This window comes from Salinimicrobium soli (genome assembly GCF_048323655.1).
Lineage (GTDB): Bacteria > Bacteroidota > Bacteroidia > Flavobacteriales > Flavobacteriaceae > Salinimicrobium > Salinimicrobium soli.
Genome location: NZ_JBLUWW010000001.1, coordinates 499294 through 519385, shown reverse-complemented (window position 1 = coordinate 519385; position 20092 = coordinate 499294). Strand labels below are relative to the sequence as shown.

The following is a 20092-nucleotide window of genomic DNA, read 5'->3' as shown; positions in this document are numbered from 1 at the left end:
TGCAGAGAAATTTTATCTTTGCTTATGCTATTTTCTGAAGTTTTAGGCCTTCCCCACATAAAGACCCATTTGACCACAACGGCTCAAAAAGGCAGGATTCCACATGCTCAACTTTTTGTTGGTCCTTCGGGTAGCGGCACCCTTCCAATGGCAATCGCTTATGCTCAATACGTTCTATGCAAGAATATGGGCGGGGAAAACAATTCGGGCAATGAAAGTTGTAACGTGAAAATGAATCATTTGTCACACCCCGACCTTCACTTTGCATTTCCCGTTGCGAATAACGAAAAAATCAAAAAGAACCCGGTTTCTTCTAATTTTATGGAAGAATGGCGGCAGTTTGTGCAGGAAAATCCCTACGGAAGCCTCTATGACTGGTACCAAAAACTGGGAATTGAGAATAAACAGGGCCAGATGGGGGTACACGAGGCTCAGGAGATTGTCAAATCTTTGTCTCTAAAATCCTATGAAGGCGGTTACAAGGTAATGATCATTTGGATGGCAGAAAAAATGAATACTGCCTGTGCCAATAAGCTTCTGAAGCTTATTGAAGAACCCCCCAACAAAACCCTTTTCCTGTTGATAGCAGAGGAAGAAGAAAGTATCATCCAAACTATCCGTTCACGTTGCCAGACACTTCATTTTCCACCTCTTAATGAAGTTGTCATCGCAGAAGGCCTGGTGAATTTGAAACAATGTGAACAGGCTAAAGCCCTTACCATAGCTCACAGAGCTAATGGAAATTTTACAAATGCACTCCATATTCTTGAAGAAAATGCAGGAGACGAGCAGTTTGAAGAATGGTTCATAACCTGGGTAAGAAATGCCTTCAAGGCCAAGGGAAACAAATCTGCAATTGCTGATCTTATCTCCTGGAGCGAGAGCATTGCAGCTACCGGAAGGGAATCGCAGAAAAAATTCCTTCTTTTCTGTATGGACTTTTTTCGACAGGCTCTACTTGAGAATTATAAAGCTAAAGATCTTGTGTTCATGGAACCACAAACGAAAGGATTCAAGCTGAGCAATTTTGCGCCTTTTGTAAGCGGAAATAATATCATGGCAATTACAAAGGAGCTCGAAGATGCCATTTACCACATAGAACGCAACGGTAACGCTAAGATAATCCTTACCGACCTTTCAATCAAACTAACCCGATTATTACATAAAAATTAAATTTTGATGGACAATCTAATCATTAACATACCAGTTTTCCTGATCCTTCTTTTCACCATTGTTACTTTTCTGCAATCAGGCGTGGATAAACTTACTGACTGGAGTGGAAATGTGGGGTGGCTAAAAGAGCATTTCGGAAAGACATTTTTGGGAGGTATGGTGCCCTTACTTGTGGCAACTATACTTCTTCTGGAGGTTATAGTAGGAATACTCGGGATCATAGGTTTTTACACCTTGTTGGTCAACAACAGTCCAGATCTCGCGTTGTGGTCGTTAACCCTGGCGGGGATCACTCTTATTATGCTACTCTTTGGACAGCGGGTAGCGAAAGACTACGCCGGAGCCTTTACTCTGACTGGGTATTTCATAATAGTCATCTTCGGAATTTTTCTCCTCACCGCATAAAAAAAGGGTTCCAAATTGGAACCCTATTAGTTTTATTCTTTTTCAGCTTACTCTGCAGAAGTTTCTTCCTTCACACCTGCGTTCAATTCTTCCAAAACTTCCTCAGTAATATCTAAACCTTCCTTAGCATACATTATGTTGGCAGTCTCGTTGGAACCAAAAATGTATGTATAATCATTTTCCTCTCCGTAGGCCTTCACGAAATCCTTCACCTTAGTGATCAAAGAATCAATAACCTCATCACTTTCCTGTCTTAGTTGCCCGCTTCTCATTTGTTGTTGCTGCTGAAGCATTTGTTGTTTCTGCATCAATTCTGTCTGCGCCGCCTCTTTTTCTGCCTGAGACATGGTTGCCTCATTTTCCCGGAATTCTAAAACTTCCTGTTGAAAACCTCTGGCCACAGAATCCAATTCTTTTTTCAGCTGTTCAGATCTGGTCGTGAATTTTGCTTCCACATCTTTCATTTCTGAATATTCCTGGATCAAACGGGTGGTGTCTACATAAGCAGTTTTATCATTATTACAGGAAACGAAAATTGTTCCCAGTGCAAACAACATGATCATTTTTTTCATTGTTCGAATTTTTTTGATTTGGCACAAAAGTAAGAAAGGAATTCAATTAGTGGCCTAAAAGTGGAAATTTCCGAACTATTTGCTTTTTTAATCCGAAAAAACAACATCATTGTTTTTGCTTATCAAAAACAGCTTTAATAGAAGATCTAGGGGCTCGATTTGAAAACAAGAAAAGGAATTGCCTCGGGAAAGTCTGAAAAAGCCTTAAAATCGCTTTAAAATGCGTTTTTTAGGATTTTTTGAAGAAATAGGTGATCGAAGAATACTCACCTGTATAGGCGGCATGTAAGTTTGAACGCAGACCGTTAAAAAGTCCTTTTATAGGATTCCCGTTTTGAGTTTTTATTTTTTCCGAAAGCAGACTCACATAAAATGCATCAAAGGGCAATCCCTTTTCTTTAGTCTTTTTAAAAGAGTGATTCGAAAATATTTTTTCAATTGCCTTTCGGGAAAAATGAAAAAGATGTCGGGGCACATCATAAGCTGCCCAATTTTCTTTATACAGCTCCGCATCTTTACTTCGGAAATTCGGAACGGCAATAAGGAGAATTCCCCCCGGTTTTAAAAGTCGATCCAATTCTCTGATTTGGGTATCGAGATCCGGAACGTGTTCGAGTACATGCCACATGGTAATAAAATCAAACGAAGCAGAGGGAAACTCTTCTGAATTTTCATTCAAAGAAATACCTTTTTTCGATGCCAGTTCTCTGGCCGATAGATTCGGTTCTACCCCCGAAATTTTCCAACCTGCCTTTTCAGCTTCGGCTAAAAAATCCCCGGTGCCTGCTCCTATATCTAAAAGTTTTCCGGGAGTCGAAAATTCCTTTTCGATCCAGGAAAGTTTTTTCCGGAGCATATATTTTTTCACCTGTTGATATACTTTCTCAAAAAAAGTCTCCTGGGAATCGGTATGTGAAATATATTTTTCGCTCTTGTAGTACTCTGGTAATTTATCGAGAGCGGGGCGCGGAAAAGTGACCAACAGATCCAGATTTTCGTCTTTCCAGAGTTCAAATTTTTCTCCACTTACAGTGTGGTCCTTACAGGTGAGATGAGGATGATCAGAAAAATTAAACTCGGTCATTCGTTGAAAAAATGGATTTTAAAAAGTGATTGTTCCACGTGGAACTAATTCATTATCGCCCCATGTAAACCAGCAAAACAGAAATATCATTAGGACTAACGCCGCTGATCCTGGATGCCTGAGAAACGGAGGTTGGTTTTACTTTATTCAATTTTTCCCGCGCTTCAAAGGACATGGATTTAATGCTCGAATAATCAAAATTAGATGGAATTCTAATCCCTTCTAAACGGTTCAGTTTATCGGCATTATTCTTTTCCTTTTCTATATACCCGGAATATTTCACCTGAATTTCGGTTTGTTCCAACTCCTCTTCTCCCAGCTCATTCTCCTGAATAAATTCATTTACACCACTAAAGTTTCGAACATCATCCATAGAGATATTTGGTCGGGAAAAGATCTTAAAGATCTTGTCGCTTTGCTTCATTGGAGAAGAATTATTTTCTTCCAAAACCGGATTAGCTTCTTCAGGAACCACGCTCGTCTCTTTCAAAAAGTCAACAAAGCGATGCGCTTTTTCCTGTTTTTCTTCCATCTTTCGCAACCTTCTTTCAGAAGCCAAACCTATGTCATAAGACTTTCTGGTCAATCTGAAATCGGCATTATCCTGACGTAAAAGAGTTCGGTATTCCGCTCTCGAGGTAAACATCCTGTATGGTTCTTCTGTTCCTTTTGTTATAAGGTCATCGATTAGAACTCCGATATAAGCTTCACTTCTTTTCAGAATAAACTCATCTTTTTCCTGAACTTTTAGTGCAGCATTTATACCTGCCATCAATCCCTGAGATCCCGCTTCTTCATATCCGGTAGTCCCGTTTATTTGTCCGGCAAAATAAAGTCCTTCTACGAGTTTTGTTTCCAGGGTATGCTTCAACTGTGTGGGTGGGAAATAGTCATATTCTATAGCATAACCCGGTCTAAAAAATTTGACATTTTCAAAACCTGCAACCGAACGCAGTGCTCTAAATTGAACATCTTCGGGGAGCGATGTAGAAAATCCATTGATATACATTTCTACGGTATTCCAACCTTCGGGTTCAATAAATAACTGGTGGCGGTCTTTATCTGCAAAACGATTGATCTTATCTTCGATAGAAGGACAATATCTAGGACCAATACTTTTGATCCTTCCGTTGAACATTGGGGAACGATCAAAACCCTCCTTTAAAAGTTCGTGAACCTCAGGAGAGGTGTAGCTCATATAACAGGACCTCTGTTTTTTTAAAGGTTTGGTATCATCCAAATAAGAGAACTTTGAAGGAACTTCATCTCCCGGTTGTTCTATCATTTTTGAATAATCCAAAGACCTTCCATCCACACGCGGCGGTGTTCCTGTTTTCATTCTTCCGGACTCAAATCCAAGTTGAACCAGCTCTTCAGTTATTCCGGTTGCAGCTCTTTCTCCAGCTCTACCTCCACCAAATTGTTTATCGCCAATATGGATCAATCCATTCAAAAAAGTTCCATTGGTAAGAATTACAGACTTTGCCTTAACTTCAATTCCGAGAGAAGTTCGCACTCCAACTACTTTATCTTTTTCAATGATCAACCCGGAAACCATCTCCTGATAAAAATCAAGATTAGGGGTGTTCTCAAGTCTCAATCTCCAGTGCTCGGCGAACATCATTCTATCACTCTGCACCCTCGGACTCCACATAGCGGGTCCTTTGGATTTATTCAGCATTTTGAACTGTATAGCACTCGTATCGCTAACCAGTCCGCTATACCCGCCAAGTGCATCAATTTCCCGTACGATCTGGCCTTTGGCAATTCCGCCCATCGCAGGGTTACAACTCATTTGAGCAATATTTTGAAGATTCATTGTAATAAGCAGCGTTGAGCAACCCATATTAGCGGCTGCAGCAGCAGCCTCGCTACCAGCGTGACCCGCGCCTACTACAATAACATCATATCTCTTTTCAAACATAAATTTTCCTCTATTGTTCCACGTGGAACATTTTCATCTTCTCATCTTCTTTAGCTCGCATTTGCTCCTTCTGTTCACCGGTCTTATCCTTGTATCCGCAAAAGTGCAAAACACCGTGTGCCATCACCCGCCGCAATTCCTCTTCAAAAGGAACTTTATATTCGTCTGCGTTTTCTTTAACTCTTTGGGTGCTGATAAAAATATCCCCACCAAGAATATTGCCAAGGCTATTATCGAAGCTTATAATATCTGTATAAGTGTCGTGATCCAGATACTGCTGATTGATCTTGAGAAGGTATTCATCATCACAGAAGATATAATTTACCTCTCCCAATTTCCTTTCTTCTGAAGCAACAACCCTTTTAATCCAGGAGGAATAAGCTGTTTCTTCAGTTAATTGAAAATCATTTTCAGAATAAAAATTAATTATCTCCTCGTTCAAAATATTCTTTTACTTTAAGTCTGTAAATTTGGCGCAAAGGTAAGCTTTGTCTGTTTAAAATTTCAGTGGTATTAAAAAATTCTTTGGCCCTGATAATTTCCTTAGTAGCCTCATTCTGAAACACCTCCTTATTGGTTTTGGATTCTTTTTCAGGACGTTCCCCCTGCTCCTTAATTGCGTCCTCAAGATCGAGCAATTTGTGTTCCAGTTTTTTCATCCTCTCCAGGGTTGCCGGGTTAAATCCCTTTTCCAGGATCTCCTTCTCTATTTGTTCCATTTCTTTCTGCAGGTTTCCTCCGTCTCCTTCCTTTCCTTCTTCATTCAACTTTTCCTGAAGCGCCTTCCGAAGTAATTGTTGTTCCTGAAAAATCTTAAACAATTCCCCCATACCCTCTTCCGATTCTCCATCTTCACCTTCACTATTCTTTTCACCTTCCCCCTTGCCGTTCTTTTTCATTCCTTCCTCCATTTTTTCATTGAGCTCCCCCTGCTTCTGAATAATATCAGGAAGCTGCATCCCCTGACCACTACCTCCGGAAGCAGCCGCAGACATCATCTGCTCCATGCTGTTCAGGACACTGCTTAAAAAATACGCCAGGTCATTCGCGCCTGTGACCACATATTGTTGACTACCTATCCCCTGCCTGACCTGATTTTGTGATAACCGGTCCAGAGATTGATCAAGGTTATAATCAACGTCAGATATCTTCGTTATAATATTGTCGGTGATCATAGGATTTCTTAGAGCAAGAGAATAAAGACTATCGTCAATATGGCTGAAGTTTTCCCTTAGATCATTCTGCCGCCGAAGTTTTCCAGGGAAATTGGCATTCATTCCTAACTTTTTAAACCCCTCCATGGTCTCCTCTTGCTCAAAGGAGAAAGTGATAAGGTTGTCAAGGATCTGGCGCAGCATAGAAACATCTTCCTGCATTTGCTGCATCTCGCCTGCCTGCATTTGTTTTTTCATTTGTCCTCCAAGCTTTTTCATTTTTTGACCGGCCTTCTTTTGTTCCTGACCCGCCTTTTTCTGATCTCCCTTTTGAAGATTTTCTCCCGCCTTCTCCTGATCCTCTTTTATTTCTTCCTCAAGATTCTGGTCGTAATTGAGATCAACAGGATCTTTCAATCCCTTGTTTTCCTTCTCAAGCTCTTTTAGCTGTTCCAGGGTTTCGTTGGTTTTCTGATTTAGCGAGTCCTGTTCTGCTGCCTCATTTTCTCGCTCCTCCTCCGCCAATTTCTCCTGCTCTTCTCCTAATTGTTCAAGCTCATTCGCCAGCTTTTGAGCTTTTTCCTGTACATAATACCGTTTGGTCAATTCCAGCAATTGCTCAAGACTCCGTTCTCTGGAACGGGCATCTTTAGAAAGTTTTTCCAATTTCTCCTTAAGTCCCTCTTCCTCAATCTTTTCGGAATATTTTTGAAGTTCCTCCAGCAATTCTTCATTTTCCTGTAGTTCCTTTTCCTTTCTTTCAAGCCGTTCTTCAAGATCTTTTTTTAGTTCTTCTTTATACGTACTCTCCTCTTTTTCAAGGCTTTGCTTTAATTTTTCGGTATAAGACTTCATTATTTCATTCTGCTGCTTTTGTCGCTTCAGAAAATCTTCCAACCTTTTTCGATCATTGTAGTTCAATTGATCCTTTTCCCGGGGTAATCTTTCCAATTCTTCCAACTCCTTATTGGAATCCTCCAATTTTTCGAGGGAATTGTTGATCCCTTCAATAGCGTCTTTCTGTTGCTCCAATTGCTCCTGCTTATCTTCCTCTACGGTATTTCTGCGGAAGCTGAACACCTTGCTTCTTACGCTTTTGTAGCCATTGATCACGTCATTGTCAAAAACCTCAAAATAGAACTCAAATTCCTTCCCTCTATCCAGTTCAAGAGTGCCCGGGAAGGTTGTAATAAACTCTTCCACACTACCTTTTCCGGAACTGATATTTTGGATCAATTTATCTTCAGGGGAATTAACGGGATATACCACCATTCTGATAAGGGAAATTCCATAGTCATCTGTGACCTGCCCACGGAAATATTCAGCGTCCAAAAGGCTGTCTCTTCTTTGTTCGAGATTTAACTGGGGATATTCATCTCTCACAATTTTTACTGAATAAGAAAGTTTTTCGAATTCCGGAACTTCCCGATTCGAAGTATGTATTCGGTAATCTGCAGACCGCAAGAATTGTTTGCTGATTTTAAAGTCATCACCTTCTTCAGTAAAAACCATAGTAGTATCGGGCAGCAACATTTCCACTCTTTCAGTATTCCTGGTGTTTAAATTCCAGGTTATCAAAGTACCTTCAGGAACGGTCACATTTCCTGTCCCTTCTATTTCCTTTTCACCAAGTTTGGTATGCTTCGGAAATTGTAAATTCATTCCAAAATTCAGCAGGTGAGGCACCTTTTTAACGGCCACGTGATAAGGTTTGGAAACAACCTTATTGGCAGAAAGATAAAATTGAAATGGTTTGTTCAACTGTTCAAATGTGTATCTAAAAACCCCCGGACTTACTTCTGTCATAAAATAGCTCTGACCCTCATAATGAATGGAAGCATTTTCAGGAATTACATTTCCTTCAGTCAACACCTGAATGTTAAGGGATTCATTTTCCAGTACATTCAGATCTTCATTTTCAAGCTGAAACTGGAAAGGAGCCGGTGGCTCATAAGCAGTCTTATAATGTACCATCCTTTCATAGCTGCTTGAGAAAATGTCGGTTCTTCCGAAGAGAAAGATCAGTAATATGATCACAATCGGAATAGCTGCATATTTGAGATATGGTACATTCTTCCTGAAATCTACTGCCAGCGAAAAAGGCACCGGTCTTAATTCACGCGCCTTCTGGTCAATACCCGCCAGTAACAGTTCTGTTTGCTTCGAATTTTCATGCAATTGGATGACATTCAGAAGTTTATCATTCACCTCCGGAAAATGTTTCCCGATGATAAGAGAAGCACGGTGATGATCTATTCCCCTGGCGATGCGAAAGAGTTTAAGCAACGGAAATACAATAAACCTTCCGAAGAGAAATATTTCTACAGCCACAAAACTCCAGAAAAGAATTGCTCTCCCCGTGGGATTAAGCCATAACAGGTACTCAATAAAAAGCGTGAGTAGAAAATACAGCAGGCCTATAGCCACAAAAAAGATGAGGCCCTTGAGCAGTTCATTTATATAGAACCTTTTGATAAAGGCCTCCAGTTTTTCTCTTAGAATTTCAAAATTTTCCATACCCCGCCTTTTTCCCTTCATTTAAAATTACAATTTTATTTCATACCGGGAATTGCTGCTGAAGGCCACATTTCGAAAACCTAAAGAATCCCTTATCTTTGCGCTTCAAAAGAGCATTTATGTCTACAGAAAAAGTTAGAGTACGTTTTGCACCAAGTCCAACAGGACCTTTACATATTGGCGGGGTTCGCACCGCGCTTTTCAATTATTTGTATGCAAAAAAACACAATGGAGATTTTGTCCTGCGTATTGAGGATACAGATCAGGCAAGATATGTGGAAGGCGCTGAGGATTACATTATCAATTCTCTCAATTGGTGCAATATTCCTTATGACGAAGGCCCGGGTAAAGATGGCGGATTTGGTCCTTACAGGCAGAGCGAACGTCAACATCTTTACAGGGAATATGCTGATGAACTTATAGCTTCGGGAAATGCTTATTACGCTTTTGATACTTCGGAAGAACTGGAACATCACAGGCAGGATCATGAAGCAAAGGGAAAGACCTTTATATACAACTGGCACAATCGCTTAAAACTGAAAAATTCCCTTTCTCTTTCAAAAGAGGAAGTACAGCAAAAATTGGATTCAGGAGAAGCTTATGTCATCAGGTTCAAAGCTCCTGAAAATGAAAGTATCCATCTCGAGGACGAAATTCGTGGAAAGATGGTGATCGAAAGCCAGGTACTGGATGATAAAGTACTCTTCAAAAGTGATGGTATGCCCACTTATCACCTTGCAAATATTGTGGATGACCATTTAATGGAGATCACTCATGTTATTCGCGGAGAAGAATGGTTGCCTTCATTGGCGCTACACGTCCTACTCTACCGCGCTTTCAATTGGAAGGCCCCGAAATTTGCACATCTTCCATTGATCCTCAAGCCTCAGGGCAAAGGAAAACTGAGCAAACGGGACGGGGACAAAATGGGCTTTCCGGTATTTCCGCTGCAATGGAAAGATCCAAAAACAGGAGAAATATCTGCCGGTTACCGTGAAGACGGATATCTTCCGGAAGCAGTCGTGAATATGTTAGCACTTCTGGGTTGGAACGAAGGTGGTGGTAGCGAACAGGAAATATACAGTCTTGAGGAACTGGTAAATGCCTTTAGCCTGGAGCATGTATCTAAAGGAGGTTCAAAGTTCGATCCTGAGAAGACAAAATGGTTTCAGCACCATTACCTTCAGGAAAGATCAGACAAAGAAGTCGCTGAAGATTTTAAAAATTTCTTGCAGAAAAAAGACCTCCAATTTTCTGATGAGTATATTACAAAAGTAGTGGGCCTTTTAAAGGAACGTGCGACCTTCGTGAACGATCTTTGGGAATTAGGTAGTTACTTCTTTGTTTCTCCCGGGAATTATGACGAGAAAGCCTCTAAAAAGGTTTGGAAAGAAGATACTTCGCAAATTGTAGATCAAATTATTGAAATTCTTAAGGGTACAGAAGATTTTTCAGCAGCCAACCTACAGGACCGGGTCAAATCCTGGATCACTTCTGAAGGAATTGGATTTGGAAAAGTGATGCAGCCTTTCCGATTATCTCTTGTGGGCGCTATGCAGGGACCGGATGTTTTCGAGATCGCAGCGGCAATTGGAAAAGAGGAAACGATAGCCCGTCTTTTGAAAGCAAAAGAATCGCTTTAGATTATAAACACCTTTAAAAACAAGAGGCCTGAAAAATTGAATTTTCCAGGCCTCTTGTTTTTGGTGGAATAGCTTATAAAAAGATGGTAATCCCTCCTGCCAGCATACTGATATGTCCTTTGAAATCGGGAACTGAAGCATCTTTTTCCTTCAAACCTTCATCATTTACACCATTCAAAATGTTGTTGATCCCGTATTGATATTGCAGCCAGAATTTAAGGGTCTCCAAACCTCCTGATATTCCTGCTGCCAGGTTCACATTGAAAGGAGACACCTTTTCAATATCGATGGCCTGAATATCATATCCGGCCAGATAATAATATTCCTTATCCTGCCTTGCATTCAGCTTTCCGTTCACCTGAATAACCGGTCCGGCCTCAACACTAAGACTGTTTCCAAGCATTTTATAACTTCCGAAGAAATTTGCCTGCACCCCAATCATGTTATATTCGATAGTACTCTTTGGAGAAGTTTCTTCAAGTTTTGTGCGGCCATCCATATCTACCTTGAAATCATAGAAGTTGATCCCGTAAATGAATTGGAATTCGTTATAAAAGGAAGCTCGGGTGGTGAATCCGGCGGTCCAACTCGGTCTAGCCTGGATCTCAAGGTCGTCGGTAAGGATATTAAAATAGTTGACCCCGCCCTGTACTCCAAGGCGATTATAGCTACCTTCCCAGATTCGTTGCGCATTTGACGCAAAAGAAATAAACACTATTCCGGTAAATAACAGAATTTTTTTTAGATCCATATATCAGCCTTTAAGTATTAAGCGCTAAATGTAGTTTTTTATTTTCTATCTTTCAGGAAAAACCAATACACCAATGATAACTACAATCTTTACAGCCCTTTTTTTCGTTGTGGGGTTTATTATTCTCTTTTCGGGAATCTTCACTGTAAAACAACAAACAGCGGCCATTATTGAGCGCTTCGGAAAGTTTCAACGTATCAGTACCAGCGGACTTCACTTTAAAATTCCTGTTTTTGACCAGATCTCCGGAAGGATCAATCTAAAAGTTCAGCAACTGGATGTAATGGTGGAAACCAAGACCAAGGATGATGTATTTGTAAAACTGAAAATATCGGTTCAATTCCAGGTAATCGCCACCCGTATTTACGATGCTTTCTATAAACTGGAGAATTCACATGACCAGATCACCTCGTATGTGTTTGATGTGGTGCGCGCAGAGGTGCCAAAAATGAAACTTGACGACGTATTTGAACGCAAAGATGATATCGCAATTGCGGTGAAAAGGGAATTGAATGAAGCCATGGAAGAATACGGTTATGATATTATTAAAACCCTTGTAACTGACATTGACCCTGATGTGCAGGTGAAGGCAGCAATGAACCGAATTAATGCTTCGGAAAGGGAAAAAGTAGCAGCTGAATATGAGGCTGAAGCTGAAAGGATCAAAATTGTAGCCAAAGCCCGTGCAGAAGCTGAGAGCAAGCGTTTACAGGGACAGGGTATCGCCGACCAGCGCCGGGAAATTGCCCGCGGACTCGAAGAAAGTGTGGATGTATTAAACAATGTTGGTATAAACTCACAGGAAGCTTCTGCCCTGATCGTAGTAACTCAGCATTATGATACACTCCAGTCACTGGGTGAAGAAACTCAAAGTAACCTTATTCTGCTGCCAAATTCTCCTCAAACAGGTAGTGACATGCTGAATAATATGATAGCTTCATTTACTGCTTCAAATCAAATAGGAGAAGTAATGAAGAAAGAGAATGCTTTAAAAGAAAAGAAAAAAAGGCAACAAGAGGAAAATCAGAGAAGATTAGAAGAAGAAAATAATAAACGGTCTCAGGAAGATTTCGGAGACGATCTTACTGATTAGTTACCTGAACTTATCGCCAATAAATCCAAGGACTTTTGTAGTTCCTTTTAGGATAAGGGCATTCTTGAAAATAGAACCCGCTGCGCTCTTTAAAATGCGCTTTGGAGAAAGGCTTTCTTTGGTACGGTTGTAACTAAGAAGTGCCATTTCCTTATCAATTTCCTGTTGTAGTTTCAGGAGTTTGAGGTCACGGTCTATTTCTTTGAAGTTCTTATATTTCCTCATCCTTCTTAATAACTATTTCTTCTTTAGCTACCGGATCAACGATAACTGCTTCAGTCTTTTTTCTTTCAGGTTTCTTAGTTTCATTAAAGAACTTTTCCGAAGCCTTTTCGAGCATGGGTTTAGTGATGACAGAGTTTCCGAAGAAAACTATGAACAATCCAAGAAGTAAATAGATACCTCCTACGATGAAGAATCCGCTGCTGGGTACATCTATCCAAACGCTTAGCAGAACAGAAACTGCAATGGACAGGAACAGGAGTGCAAAAAGAAAGAAAAAGGCTATTACTGCGCCTTTAACCGCAGAAGTAGCCCCTTTCATAGTCTTATTGAACAAATCCAGTTTGTAGTACTCAGCGCTGCTTTCAGCGAAGGACCGGATATTCTCGTTTAAGCTTTCTAAGTTGTCGGAAATTCTTTCGAATGCCATATGTCGTTTACACTACAATATTTTCGGAAGAGGTAGTACCTGCTTCGTCTTTTTTGTCTTTCTGGAACTTGGCATTCTGCTTTCTAAGTTCTTCCAGTTTTGCTTCCAGGCTGCTGAGGATCTCATCGGCCTTGTAACTGGCTGAAGAAAGAGTTTCTTCCAAACGATCTTCGAAGTCTAATTTAGCTTTTTTAGCTTTTTGAGTAAGGTTAGAAGAGGTTTCACGATAACGCCTGTTCAAGTCGTCCTGAGTTCTTCGGGCGTTCTCTCCCAGTTTTCTTCGGGTTTCCTCGCCGCTGTCAGGTGCATATAACATTCCAAGGCCTGCTCCTATGGCTGCCCCGGTTAATAATGCTAAAAATGTACTTCCTGAATTTGCCATGATATTATTGGTTGTTTAGATTAATATAAGGTTCTACTCAAATATAGAATAATGTAGACTCCTCGCCTGTTAACAACCGGTTAATATCCCTACCCCAATGCTAAAATATTCTTAAACCGGGAAGAATGGCCCGGGGAGCTAATTTTTGCCACCCCAGGAGTCTCTTAAGGTAACTGTACGGTTGAACACCAGGTGCTCTTTCGTACTGTCCTTGTCAACGTTAAAATATCCTAATCTTTGGAACTGGAATTGATCCAAAGGTTGTACGTCTTTTAAACTTGGCTCCACAAATGCTGTAATCACTTGTAAAGAGTCCGGATTTAAAAATTCGAGGAAGTCTTTTTCTTTGTCAGTATCTGGTGATTCTACAGTAAATAGCCGGTCGTACAAGCGCACTTCAGCTTTTTCAGCGTGTTTGGCCGAAACCCAATGCAGCGTTCCTTTTACCTTTCGCATAGATTCCTCGGTTCCACTACCGCTGCGGCTCTTGGGATCATAGGTACAATGGATCTCGCTTATTTTACCATTCTCATCCTTTACAACACTTTCTCCCTTGATGATATAGGCGTTCTTCAACCTCACCTCTTTTCCCAGGGTAAGTCTGAAGAATTTTCTGTTTGCCTCTTCTTTAAAATCTTCTTTTTCTATATAAAGTTCTCTTGAAAAAGGCACTTTTCGGATCCCTGCAGCATCATCTTCCGGATTGTTCTCTGCCTCCAGCCACTCTTCTTCTCCTTCAGGATAATTGGTGATCACCAGCTTGACAGGATCCAGCACCGCCATCACCCGGGGAGCTTTCTTATTGAGATCTTCCCGTATCATATGCTCCAAAAGTGAAACATCTATGAGATTTTCCCTTTTTGCGATCCCGATGGTATCTGCAAATTTTCGGATAGATTCCGGGGTATATCCCCTTCTTCTCAAACCAGAAATAGTAGGCATTCTTGGATCATCCCAAGAGGATACGATCCCTTTTTCCACCAACTGTGCCAGTTTACGCTTACTAACAACAGTATGGCTCAAATTACGACGGGCAAATTCGCGCTGTTTTGGCCTTACTTTTTCTATCTCTCCCACCTTTGTAAGGAACCAGTTATATAGTTCACGGTGGGGCAAAAATTCAAGGGTACAGAAAGAGTGTGAGATTCCTTCGATAAAATCACTTTCCCCATGGGCCCAGTCGTACATTGGATAGATCTTCCAGTTGTCTTTGGTGCGGTGGTGATTCTTATGCAGGCAACGGTACATAACCGGGTCACGCATAAGCATGTTAGGCGAAGCCATATTGATCTTAGCCCTTAGTACATGACCTTTTTCCGGGGTTTCCCCGTTCTTCATCTGTTCAAAAAGCCTCAGGTTTTCCTCCACCGGACGATCCCTGTACGGACTACTTTTTCCGGGTTGGGTAGGTGTTCCTTTCTGTTCCGCGATCTCTTCGGAAGTCTGGCTATCAACATAGGCATCTCCATTCTTGATCATTTCTACCGCCCAGTCATACAACTGCTGAAAGTAATCTGAAGCGTAGCATTCTTTTGCCCATTTGAAGCCGAGCCACTCCACATCATAGCGAATGGCATCCACAAATTCCTGCTCTTCTTTGATAGGATTGGTATCATCAAACCGAAGGTTTACCGGTGCATTGTACCGTAAACCTAACCCAAAATTCAGGCAGATAGAGGAAGCATGGCCAATGTGCAGGTATCCGTTAGGTTCAGGTGGAAACCTGAAATGCAGCTCTTCCCGCGGAAAGCCGTTCCTCAAATCTTCTTCTATTATATGCTCAATGAAATTGAGAGATCGCTTTTCTTCAGACATAATTTTTCATTCTTCTTTAGACCGCCAAAATTAAAGAAAATAAACATCATTATATGCACCGGCCGTTGTCTTGTGAATAGTTTCTATCTTCGCAAAAAGATTTTTTGTGGGAAGTATCAAACTAAAAAACATCAAAGTCTTCGCCTACCACGGGTGTCTCGATGAGGAGGGCCGGATTGGAAGTGACTACAGGATCGATCTCAAAGTGAAGGGTGATCTTTCTCTTTCTGCCAAAACTGATGCTCTTAAAGACACTATTGACTATGTGCACCTCAATAAAATTGTGAAGGAGGAGATGGGTGTACGCTCAAAATTACTGGAAACAGTTGCTGAAAGGATCCTTAACCGGATTTTAGCAGAGTTGCTTATGGTTCAAGAAGTGAGTGTTTCGGTATCGAAGATCAATCCTCCTATTGGCGGAAACGTTGAAATGGTAACAGTTACCCGAAGTAAGAGCCGGTAAAAACTACATTTCTGAAAAGGGTAGTCTGAAAAAAGAAATTTTATTACATTTGCCCTTCCTGAATGGCATCGTGGCCGAGTGGCTAGGCAGAGCTCTGCAAAAGCTTGTACAGCGGTTCGAATCCGCTCGATGCCTCTTCAAAAAAGCTCCTTTTTTAAGGGGCTTTTTTTATTGTAATATTCCAAAGTTCATATTCCAATATTTCTGTCATTCCAACGAAGGAGGAATCTCTTCTGAATATGGACTGAGAATGATACAAAAATCTCAAAAATGACATTTTTGAAAGGTCTCTGATCTCTCCTCTCTTTTCTATTTTCTGAAGAAGAGATTCTTCACTTCGCTGTGCTACGTTCAGAATGACATAGAGTTTCCAAAAAAGCTGTCATTCCGACGAAGGAGGAATCTCCTATGGATTCTAAATTAATTGAGCATCAAAAATGACATTTGTTGAAGGTCTCTGTTCTCTCCTCTCCTTTCTATTTTCTTAAGAAGAGATTCTTCACTCCGCTGCGCTCCGTTCAGAATGACATTGTGTTTGAACAGCGGTTCCCCCGAAGCGTCGGGGCGCTCGATGCCTCTTCAAAAAAGCTCCTTTTTTAAGGGGCTTTTTTTATTTTAAAATTCAAAGATCAAATTCCAAAAATTCTGTCATTCCGACAAAGGAGGAATCTATTATGGATTCAAAATTAATTATGCGTCAAAAATGACATTTTTGAAAGGTCTCTGATCTCTCCTCTCTACTCTATTTTCTGAAGAAGAGATTCTTCACTTCGCTACGCAACGTTCAGAATGACATGGGGTTTGTACAGATCCTACTTCTGAAAGAAAGCAGAAGTAGCTTCTGAAGAGCTTTCGGGCGTGATCTCGTCGATCTTTTCCTGGATCTGGTTGATCTCCTGCGGAATGAGGCCCTGGGTGATTAGAAAAGCTCCAAAGATCATCAGAATAACACTTATTCCTTTTTTGACCCGATAGATCCGGTTTGGAGTTAGCTTTCGGTTAAGCTTTTTGGCCGCCAGGATCTTGAAAATATCTATGACAAGGTAAGTTCCCAGAACACTTCCGAAGAAAACAGAGATACGCTCTGTATCCATTTCGAGCTGCGGACCAAAAACAATCAACAGTCCGAGCCAGAAACCTAATACCCCGATATTGATAAAATTGAGAAGAAAACCTTTAGCAGCCAGACCTAAATAATCCCTTTTGTTAAGCTTCTGAATTTCAGGAACCTCCTCGTGCTGTAGTACACGTTTGGTCTGTATGAATTGAATAATGCCGTAGGTTACCAAAAGTCCGCCGCCAAACACAAAAAGCGCAGGATCATCTTTGATCCTGTTCAGCAACTTGGTAGTACTTAAATAGGCGATCAACAGAAAAACAATATCTGCGAAAATGACTCCAATATCAAAAGAAATTGCTGCTCTAAAACCTTTTATTGCAGCAGTTTCCAGCAGCACAAAAAAAACTGGTCCCAATAAGAAGGCCAGAAAAAAACCGAGAGGTACGGCAGCCAGTATATCTTGCAACATTAGGAGCTTTGGTTTTCACAAAGGTAATATTTTACTTCAGTTATAAAATTTTACCTCCTAAACTGGTTTTTTGGTCTACTTCTTTTGGTCTTCCATAGAGTTCTACCACTCCACCAAGTTTGGCAGTGGCTTTACAATAATCTGTCGCGTAGACCTCTGCCCGGCCCGCAGTACTTACACTTATGATACTTTCTTTTGTCTTAAGGTCACGGGCGTGATATTTCCCGCCGGTATTAGCTTCAGAATCCTGTTTATCGGCCTTTCCTGAAAGAGTTATACTTCCTCCAGAAACTGCTTTAGCCTGTACCTTATCGGCATCTACTTCGGCTTCAATAGTAGCTCCCTCCTGGGCTCGAAAAATGAGGTTTTTTCCTGTTATTTTTCCGTCTACTTCTACCAGCGATCCTTCATTGGCATCAATTATCTCAAAAGAATTTCCGTAGACTTTGATCAATGTATTGTCTTTAGACCAGATATTATCTATTGGTAACCTGATCTCCAGCCGGTTCTCCACCACTTCAAACTTGACCTTTTCCTTGCTGTGACCGGTTATCTCGATCCTGTTTTTCTCGGAAGTATAAACCTGAACTTCGATTCCGCTGAAAGTCTTGATCTCCCGGAATGCATCCAGGTCTGCAGTAATCTCCTGGGCCGTCAGAGGTACGACAGCTAACATGAGCAATAATAAAACTAACTGATTTTTAATTTTCCACTTCATTTCTTGTACCTATTAAATTGAAATCTAAATGCCTTTTTACAAGATCGGCGTTCTTGACGCTCACATAGACTTCGTCACCTAACTGATACACTTTTTTGGTCTTTCGCCCAATGATGGCGTATTGCTCTTCGTCGAAGTCAAAATGATCTTCCCGAATGTCTCTCAATCGAATCATTCCCTCACATTTGTTGGCAATGATTTCAACATAGATACCCCATTCGGTAACACCTGAAATAACGCCCAAAAATTCCTCTTCATTGTGTTCCTGCATGTATTTAACCTGCATATATTTTATGGAATCACGTTCGGCACTGGTAGCCAGGCTTTCCATCTGACTGCTGTGCTGACATTTTTCTTCGTATTCTTCTTCTTTTGCCGAATTTCCTTTGTCGAGATAGTGCTGCAGAAGTCGGTGCACCATCACATCGGGATACCTCCTGATAGGTGAAGTGAAATGAGTATAATGACCAAATGCAAGACCGTAATGCCCGATATTTTCGGTACTGTAATACGCCTTGCTCATAGTCCTAATAGTCAGGGTATCCACCAGGTTCTGTTCCTTGGTTCCCTGCACATCTTCGAGAAGTTTGTTCAGAGATTTACTGATCGATTTCTGATCTTTCAGGTTTAACGAATGACCAAATTTTGAAACCAGGGATTTAAGGGCCATAAGTTTATCGTCATCCGGGTCATCGTGGCAACGATATACAAAAGTTTTCTTCGGCTTTTGCTTTCCTATGAATTCGGCTACTTTTTTATTGGCAAGCAGCATGAATTCCTCGATCAGCTTATTAGCATCCTGAGAAGTTTTAAAGAATACGCCCACAGGTTCATTTTGTTCATCAAGTTCAAATTTCACCTCTACTTTATCAAAAGATATGGCACCTTCTTTCATCCTTCTTTTCCGCATGGTCTTAGCCAGTTTATCAATTTCAAGGACAGCTGTGACTATATTCCCATCGGTATGATATGTTTCATTTGTAAGAGAAATATCGGCCGGAATTTCACCTCCGGTGGTATCAATAATGTACTGTGCCTCTTCATATGCGAATCGTGCATCAGAATAGATCACAGTTCTTCCGAACCACTCATTTTTGACCTGGGCATTTTTGTCCATTTCAAAAACTGCAGAAAAAGTATATTTTTCTTCGTTAGGTCTCAGGGAACAGGCATTATTCGACAATACCTCCGGAAGCATGGGAACTACGCGGTCCACCAGGTAAACTGAGGTTGCGCGGTTGAAAGCCTCCTCATCGAGTATGGTTTCCGGTTTTACATAATGAGAAACATCAGCAATATGGATCCCAATCTCAAAATTGCCATTTTCAAGCTCTCTGAAACTTAAAGCATCATCAAAATCTTTGGCATCTTTTGGATCAATGGTAAAGGTGAGAACATCGCGCATATCACGGCGCTTTTTGATCTCCTCCTGCTGAATGCTGGTATCTAAATTATCTGCGAAAGATTCCACTTCCTGCGGAAATTCATGTGGTAATCCATATTGAGCGAGGATGGCGTGAATTTCGGTATGGTGTTCTCCCGGTCTACCCAGTACTTCTACAACTCTTCCAAATGGCGAATCAGCTTTTTCAGGCCAGTCTTCCATTTCAACAACTACCTTATCGCCATCTTTAGCTTCACCGATCTTGTTCTTTTGAACGAAAATATCGGTATACATTTTGGCATCCTGAACAGATACAAATCCGAAATTTTCTTTTAACTGAAGTACTCCAACAAACCTTGTTTTCTTCCGGTTAATTACTTTCGTAATTTCTCCTTCAGATTTTTTGTTGCGTCTTCGCTTGTAAACGTAAATTTCTACTTCATCTCCATCAAAAGCTTTATTGATATTTCCCGAAGGAATAAAAACATCTTCTTCCAGATCTTCAACCACCACATAGCCACTGCCTTTGGCAGTCATATCCAGGGTTCCCTGGTAATAATCAACTCCTGCCTTCAGCAGAAATTTACCTTTTTCTACTTCTTCAATTTTCTTCTTTCCGGCTAATTGAGCCAGTACGCGAATTATTTTATTGCGGTTGCCCGGATCATCGACACCCATTTTGGCAGCGATCTGTTTGTAATTCATGGCCTGTCCTCCGTTCTTCCGAAGTATGGCGAGTATTTGTTTGGTTACATTCTCCAGGTTTTCCGTCTTTTTACCTTTTTGTTTCTTTCTTGTCATTTTTTGATTTAAGCTATAAAATTAAGTCTTAA

The 20092-nt window shown here is 40.9% G+C and carries 18 protein-coding genes and 1 tRNA gene; 6 read left to right on the top strand and 13 right to left on the bottom strand.

Going from position 1 to position 20092, the window contains the following annotated elements:
- Positions 1–24 precede the first annotated feature (24 nt).
- Both ACNORC_RS02450 and ACNORC_RS02445 read left to right on the top strand, forming a co-directional pair.
- On the top strand, positions 25–1173 hold the full coding sequence (locus ACNORC_RS02450) for a DNA polymerase III subunit (protein WP_418333999.1): 1149 nt from the start codon (positions 25–27) through the stop codon (positions 1171–1173).
- 6 nt (positions 1174–1179) lie between these two features.
- Positions 1180–1578, top strand: coding sequence for a DoxX family protein (locus ACNORC_RS02445; RefSeq protein ID WP_418333998.1), 399 nt, complete (start codon positions 1180–1182; stop codon positions 1576–1578).
- A 47-nt stretch (positions 1579–1625) separates the two neighbouring features.
- On the opposite strand, the gene ACNORC_RS02440 is transcribed toward ACNORC_RS02445, so the two are convergent.
- The 5 genes from ACNORC_RS02440 to ACNORC_RS02420 all read right to left on the bottom strand — a co-directional run bounded on the left by ACNORC_RS02440 (position 1626) and on the right by ACNORC_RS02420 (position 8829).
- On the bottom strand, positions 1626–2150 hold the full coding sequence (locus ACNORC_RS02440) for an OmpH/Skp family outer membrane protein (protein ID WP_418333997.1): 525 nt from the start codon (positions 2148–2150) through the stop codon (positions 1626–1628).
- 229 nt (positions 2151–2379) lie between these two features.
- Positions 2380–3234 carry a class I SAM-dependent methyltransferase gene (locus tag ACNORC_RS02435; RefSeq protein ID WP_418333996.1) on the bottom strand — a complete coding sequence of 285 codons (855 nt, stop codon included), beginning with the start codon at positions 3232–3234 and terminating at the stop codon, positions 2380–2382.
- 52 nt (positions 3235–3286) lie between these two features.
- Positions 3287–5158: a tRNA uridine-5-carboxymethylaminomethyl(34) synthesis enzyme MnmG gene (gene mnmG / locus ACNORC_RS02430; RefSeq protein WP_418333995.1), complete on the bottom strand. Its 1872-nt coding sequence runs from the start codon at positions 5156–5158 to the stop codon at positions 3287–3289.
- Between the two features lie 10 nt (positions 5159–5168).
- Positions 5169–5588, bottom strand: a complete 420-nt coding sequence (gene ybeY / locus ACNORC_RS02425) for an rRNA maturation RNase YbeY (protein WP_418334625.1) — start codon at positions 5586–5588, stop codon at positions 5169–5171.
- A complete protein-coding gene (locus ACNORC_RS02420; RefSeq protein ID WP_418333994.1) occupies positions 5581–8829 on the bottom strand; it encodes a hypothetical protein in 3249 nt (1082 codons plus the stop codon). Before ACNORC_RS02420 ends, ybeY begins: the two co-directional genes overlap by 8 nt.
- A gap of 119 nt (positions 8830–8948) precedes the next feature.
- Between ACNORC_RS02420 and gltX the strand changes: the two genes are divergently transcribed.
- Positions 8949–10472 carry a glutamate--tRNA ligase gene (gltX, locus tag ACNORC_RS02415; protein WP_418333993.1) on the top strand — a complete coding sequence of 508 codons (1524 nt, stop codon included), beginning with the start codon at positions 8949–8951 and terminating at the stop codon, positions 10470–10472.
- Positions 10473–10545: 73 nt separating this feature from the next.
- Here the strand turns inward: gltX and ACNORC_RS02410 are convergent, their stop codons facing one another.
- Entirely contained in the window at positions 10546–11223 is a 678-nt protein-coding gene (locus tag ACNORC_RS02410) for a hypothetical protein (RefSeq protein WP_418333992.1), read from the bottom strand.
- Between the two features lie 73 nt (positions 11224–11296).
- On the opposite strand from ACNORC_RS02410, the gene ACNORC_RS02405 reads away from it, so the two are divergent.
- Positions 11297–12316, top strand: coding sequence for an SPFH domain-containing protein (locus ACNORC_RS02405; protein ID WP_418333991.1), 1020 nt, complete (start codon positions 11297–11299; stop codon positions 12314–12316).
- Here ACNORC_RS02405 and ACNORC_RS02400 read toward each other — a convergent pair whose 3' ends face one another.
- The 4 genes from ACNORC_RS02400 to ACNORC_RS02385 form a co-directional block, all read right to left on the bottom strand.
- Positions 12317–12541 carry a DUF6327 family protein gene (locus tag ACNORC_RS02400; RefSeq protein WP_418333990.1) on the bottom strand — a complete coding sequence of 75 codons (225 nt, stop codon included), beginning with the start codon at positions 12539–12541 and terminating at the stop codon, positions 12317–12319.
- The gene (locus tag ACNORC_RS02395) at positions 12528–12968 is read right to left on the bottom strand and encodes a phage holin family protein (protein WP_418333989.1); all 441 of its coding nucleotides are present in this window, start codon (positions 12966–12968) and stop codon (positions 12528–12530) included. The genes ACNORC_RS02400 and ACNORC_RS02395 overlap by 14 nt, the downstream gene beginning before the upstream one ends.
- A gap of 7 nt (positions 12969–12975) precedes the next feature.
- Positions 12976–13350 carry a YtxH domain-containing protein gene (locus ACNORC_RS02390; RefSeq protein WP_418333988.1) on the bottom strand — a complete coding sequence of 125 codons (375 nt, stop codon included), beginning with the start codon at positions 13348–13350 and terminating at the stop codon, positions 12976–12978.
- Positions 13351–13488: 138 nt separating this feature from the next.
- Positions 13489–15165 carry a glutamine--tRNA ligase/YqeY domain fusion protein gene (locus ACNORC_RS02385; protein WP_418333987.1) on the bottom strand — a complete coding sequence of 559 codons (1677 nt, stop codon included), beginning with the start codon at positions 15163–15165 and terminating at the stop codon, positions 13489–13491.
- Between the two features lie 106 nt (positions 15166–15271).
- On the opposite strand from ACNORC_RS02385, the gene folB reads away from it, so the two are divergent.
- Together folB and ACNORC_RS02375 are read left to right on the top strand one after the other, a co-directional pair.
- The gene (gene folB / locus ACNORC_RS02380) at positions 15272–15628 is read left to right on the top strand and encodes a dihydroneopterin aldolase (RefSeq protein WP_418333986.1); all 357 of its coding nucleotides are present in this window, start codon (positions 15272–15274) and stop codon (positions 15626–15628) included.
- 64 nt (positions 15629–15692) lie between these two features.
- Positions 15693–15763: transfer RNA gene (locus tag ACNORC_RS02375), tRNA-Cys, on the top strand.
- A gap of 677 nt (positions 15764–16440) precedes the next feature.
- Here ACNORC_RS02375 and ACNORC_RS02370 read toward each other — a convergent pair.
- The 3 genes from ACNORC_RS02370 to rnr are packed head-to-tail and all read right to left on the bottom strand — an operon-like array spanning position 16441 to position 20060.
- The gene (locus tag ACNORC_RS02370; protein WP_418333985.1) at positions 16441–17157 is read right to left on the bottom strand and encodes a LysE family translocator; all 717 of its coding nucleotides are present in this window, start codon (positions 17155–17157) and stop codon (positions 16441–16443) included.
- 40 nt (positions 17158–17197) lie between these two features.
- Entirely contained in the window at positions 17198–17875 is a 678-nt protein-coding gene (locus ACNORC_RS02365) for a head GIN domain-containing protein (RefSeq protein WP_418333984.1), read from the bottom strand.
- Entirely contained in the window at positions 17859–20060 is a 2202-nt protein-coding gene (rnr, locus tag ACNORC_RS02360; protein WP_418333983.1) for a ribonuclease R, read from the bottom strand. Before rnr ends, ACNORC_RS02365 begins: the two co-directional genes overlap by 17 nt.
- Positions 20061–20092 lie beyond the last annotated feature (32 nt).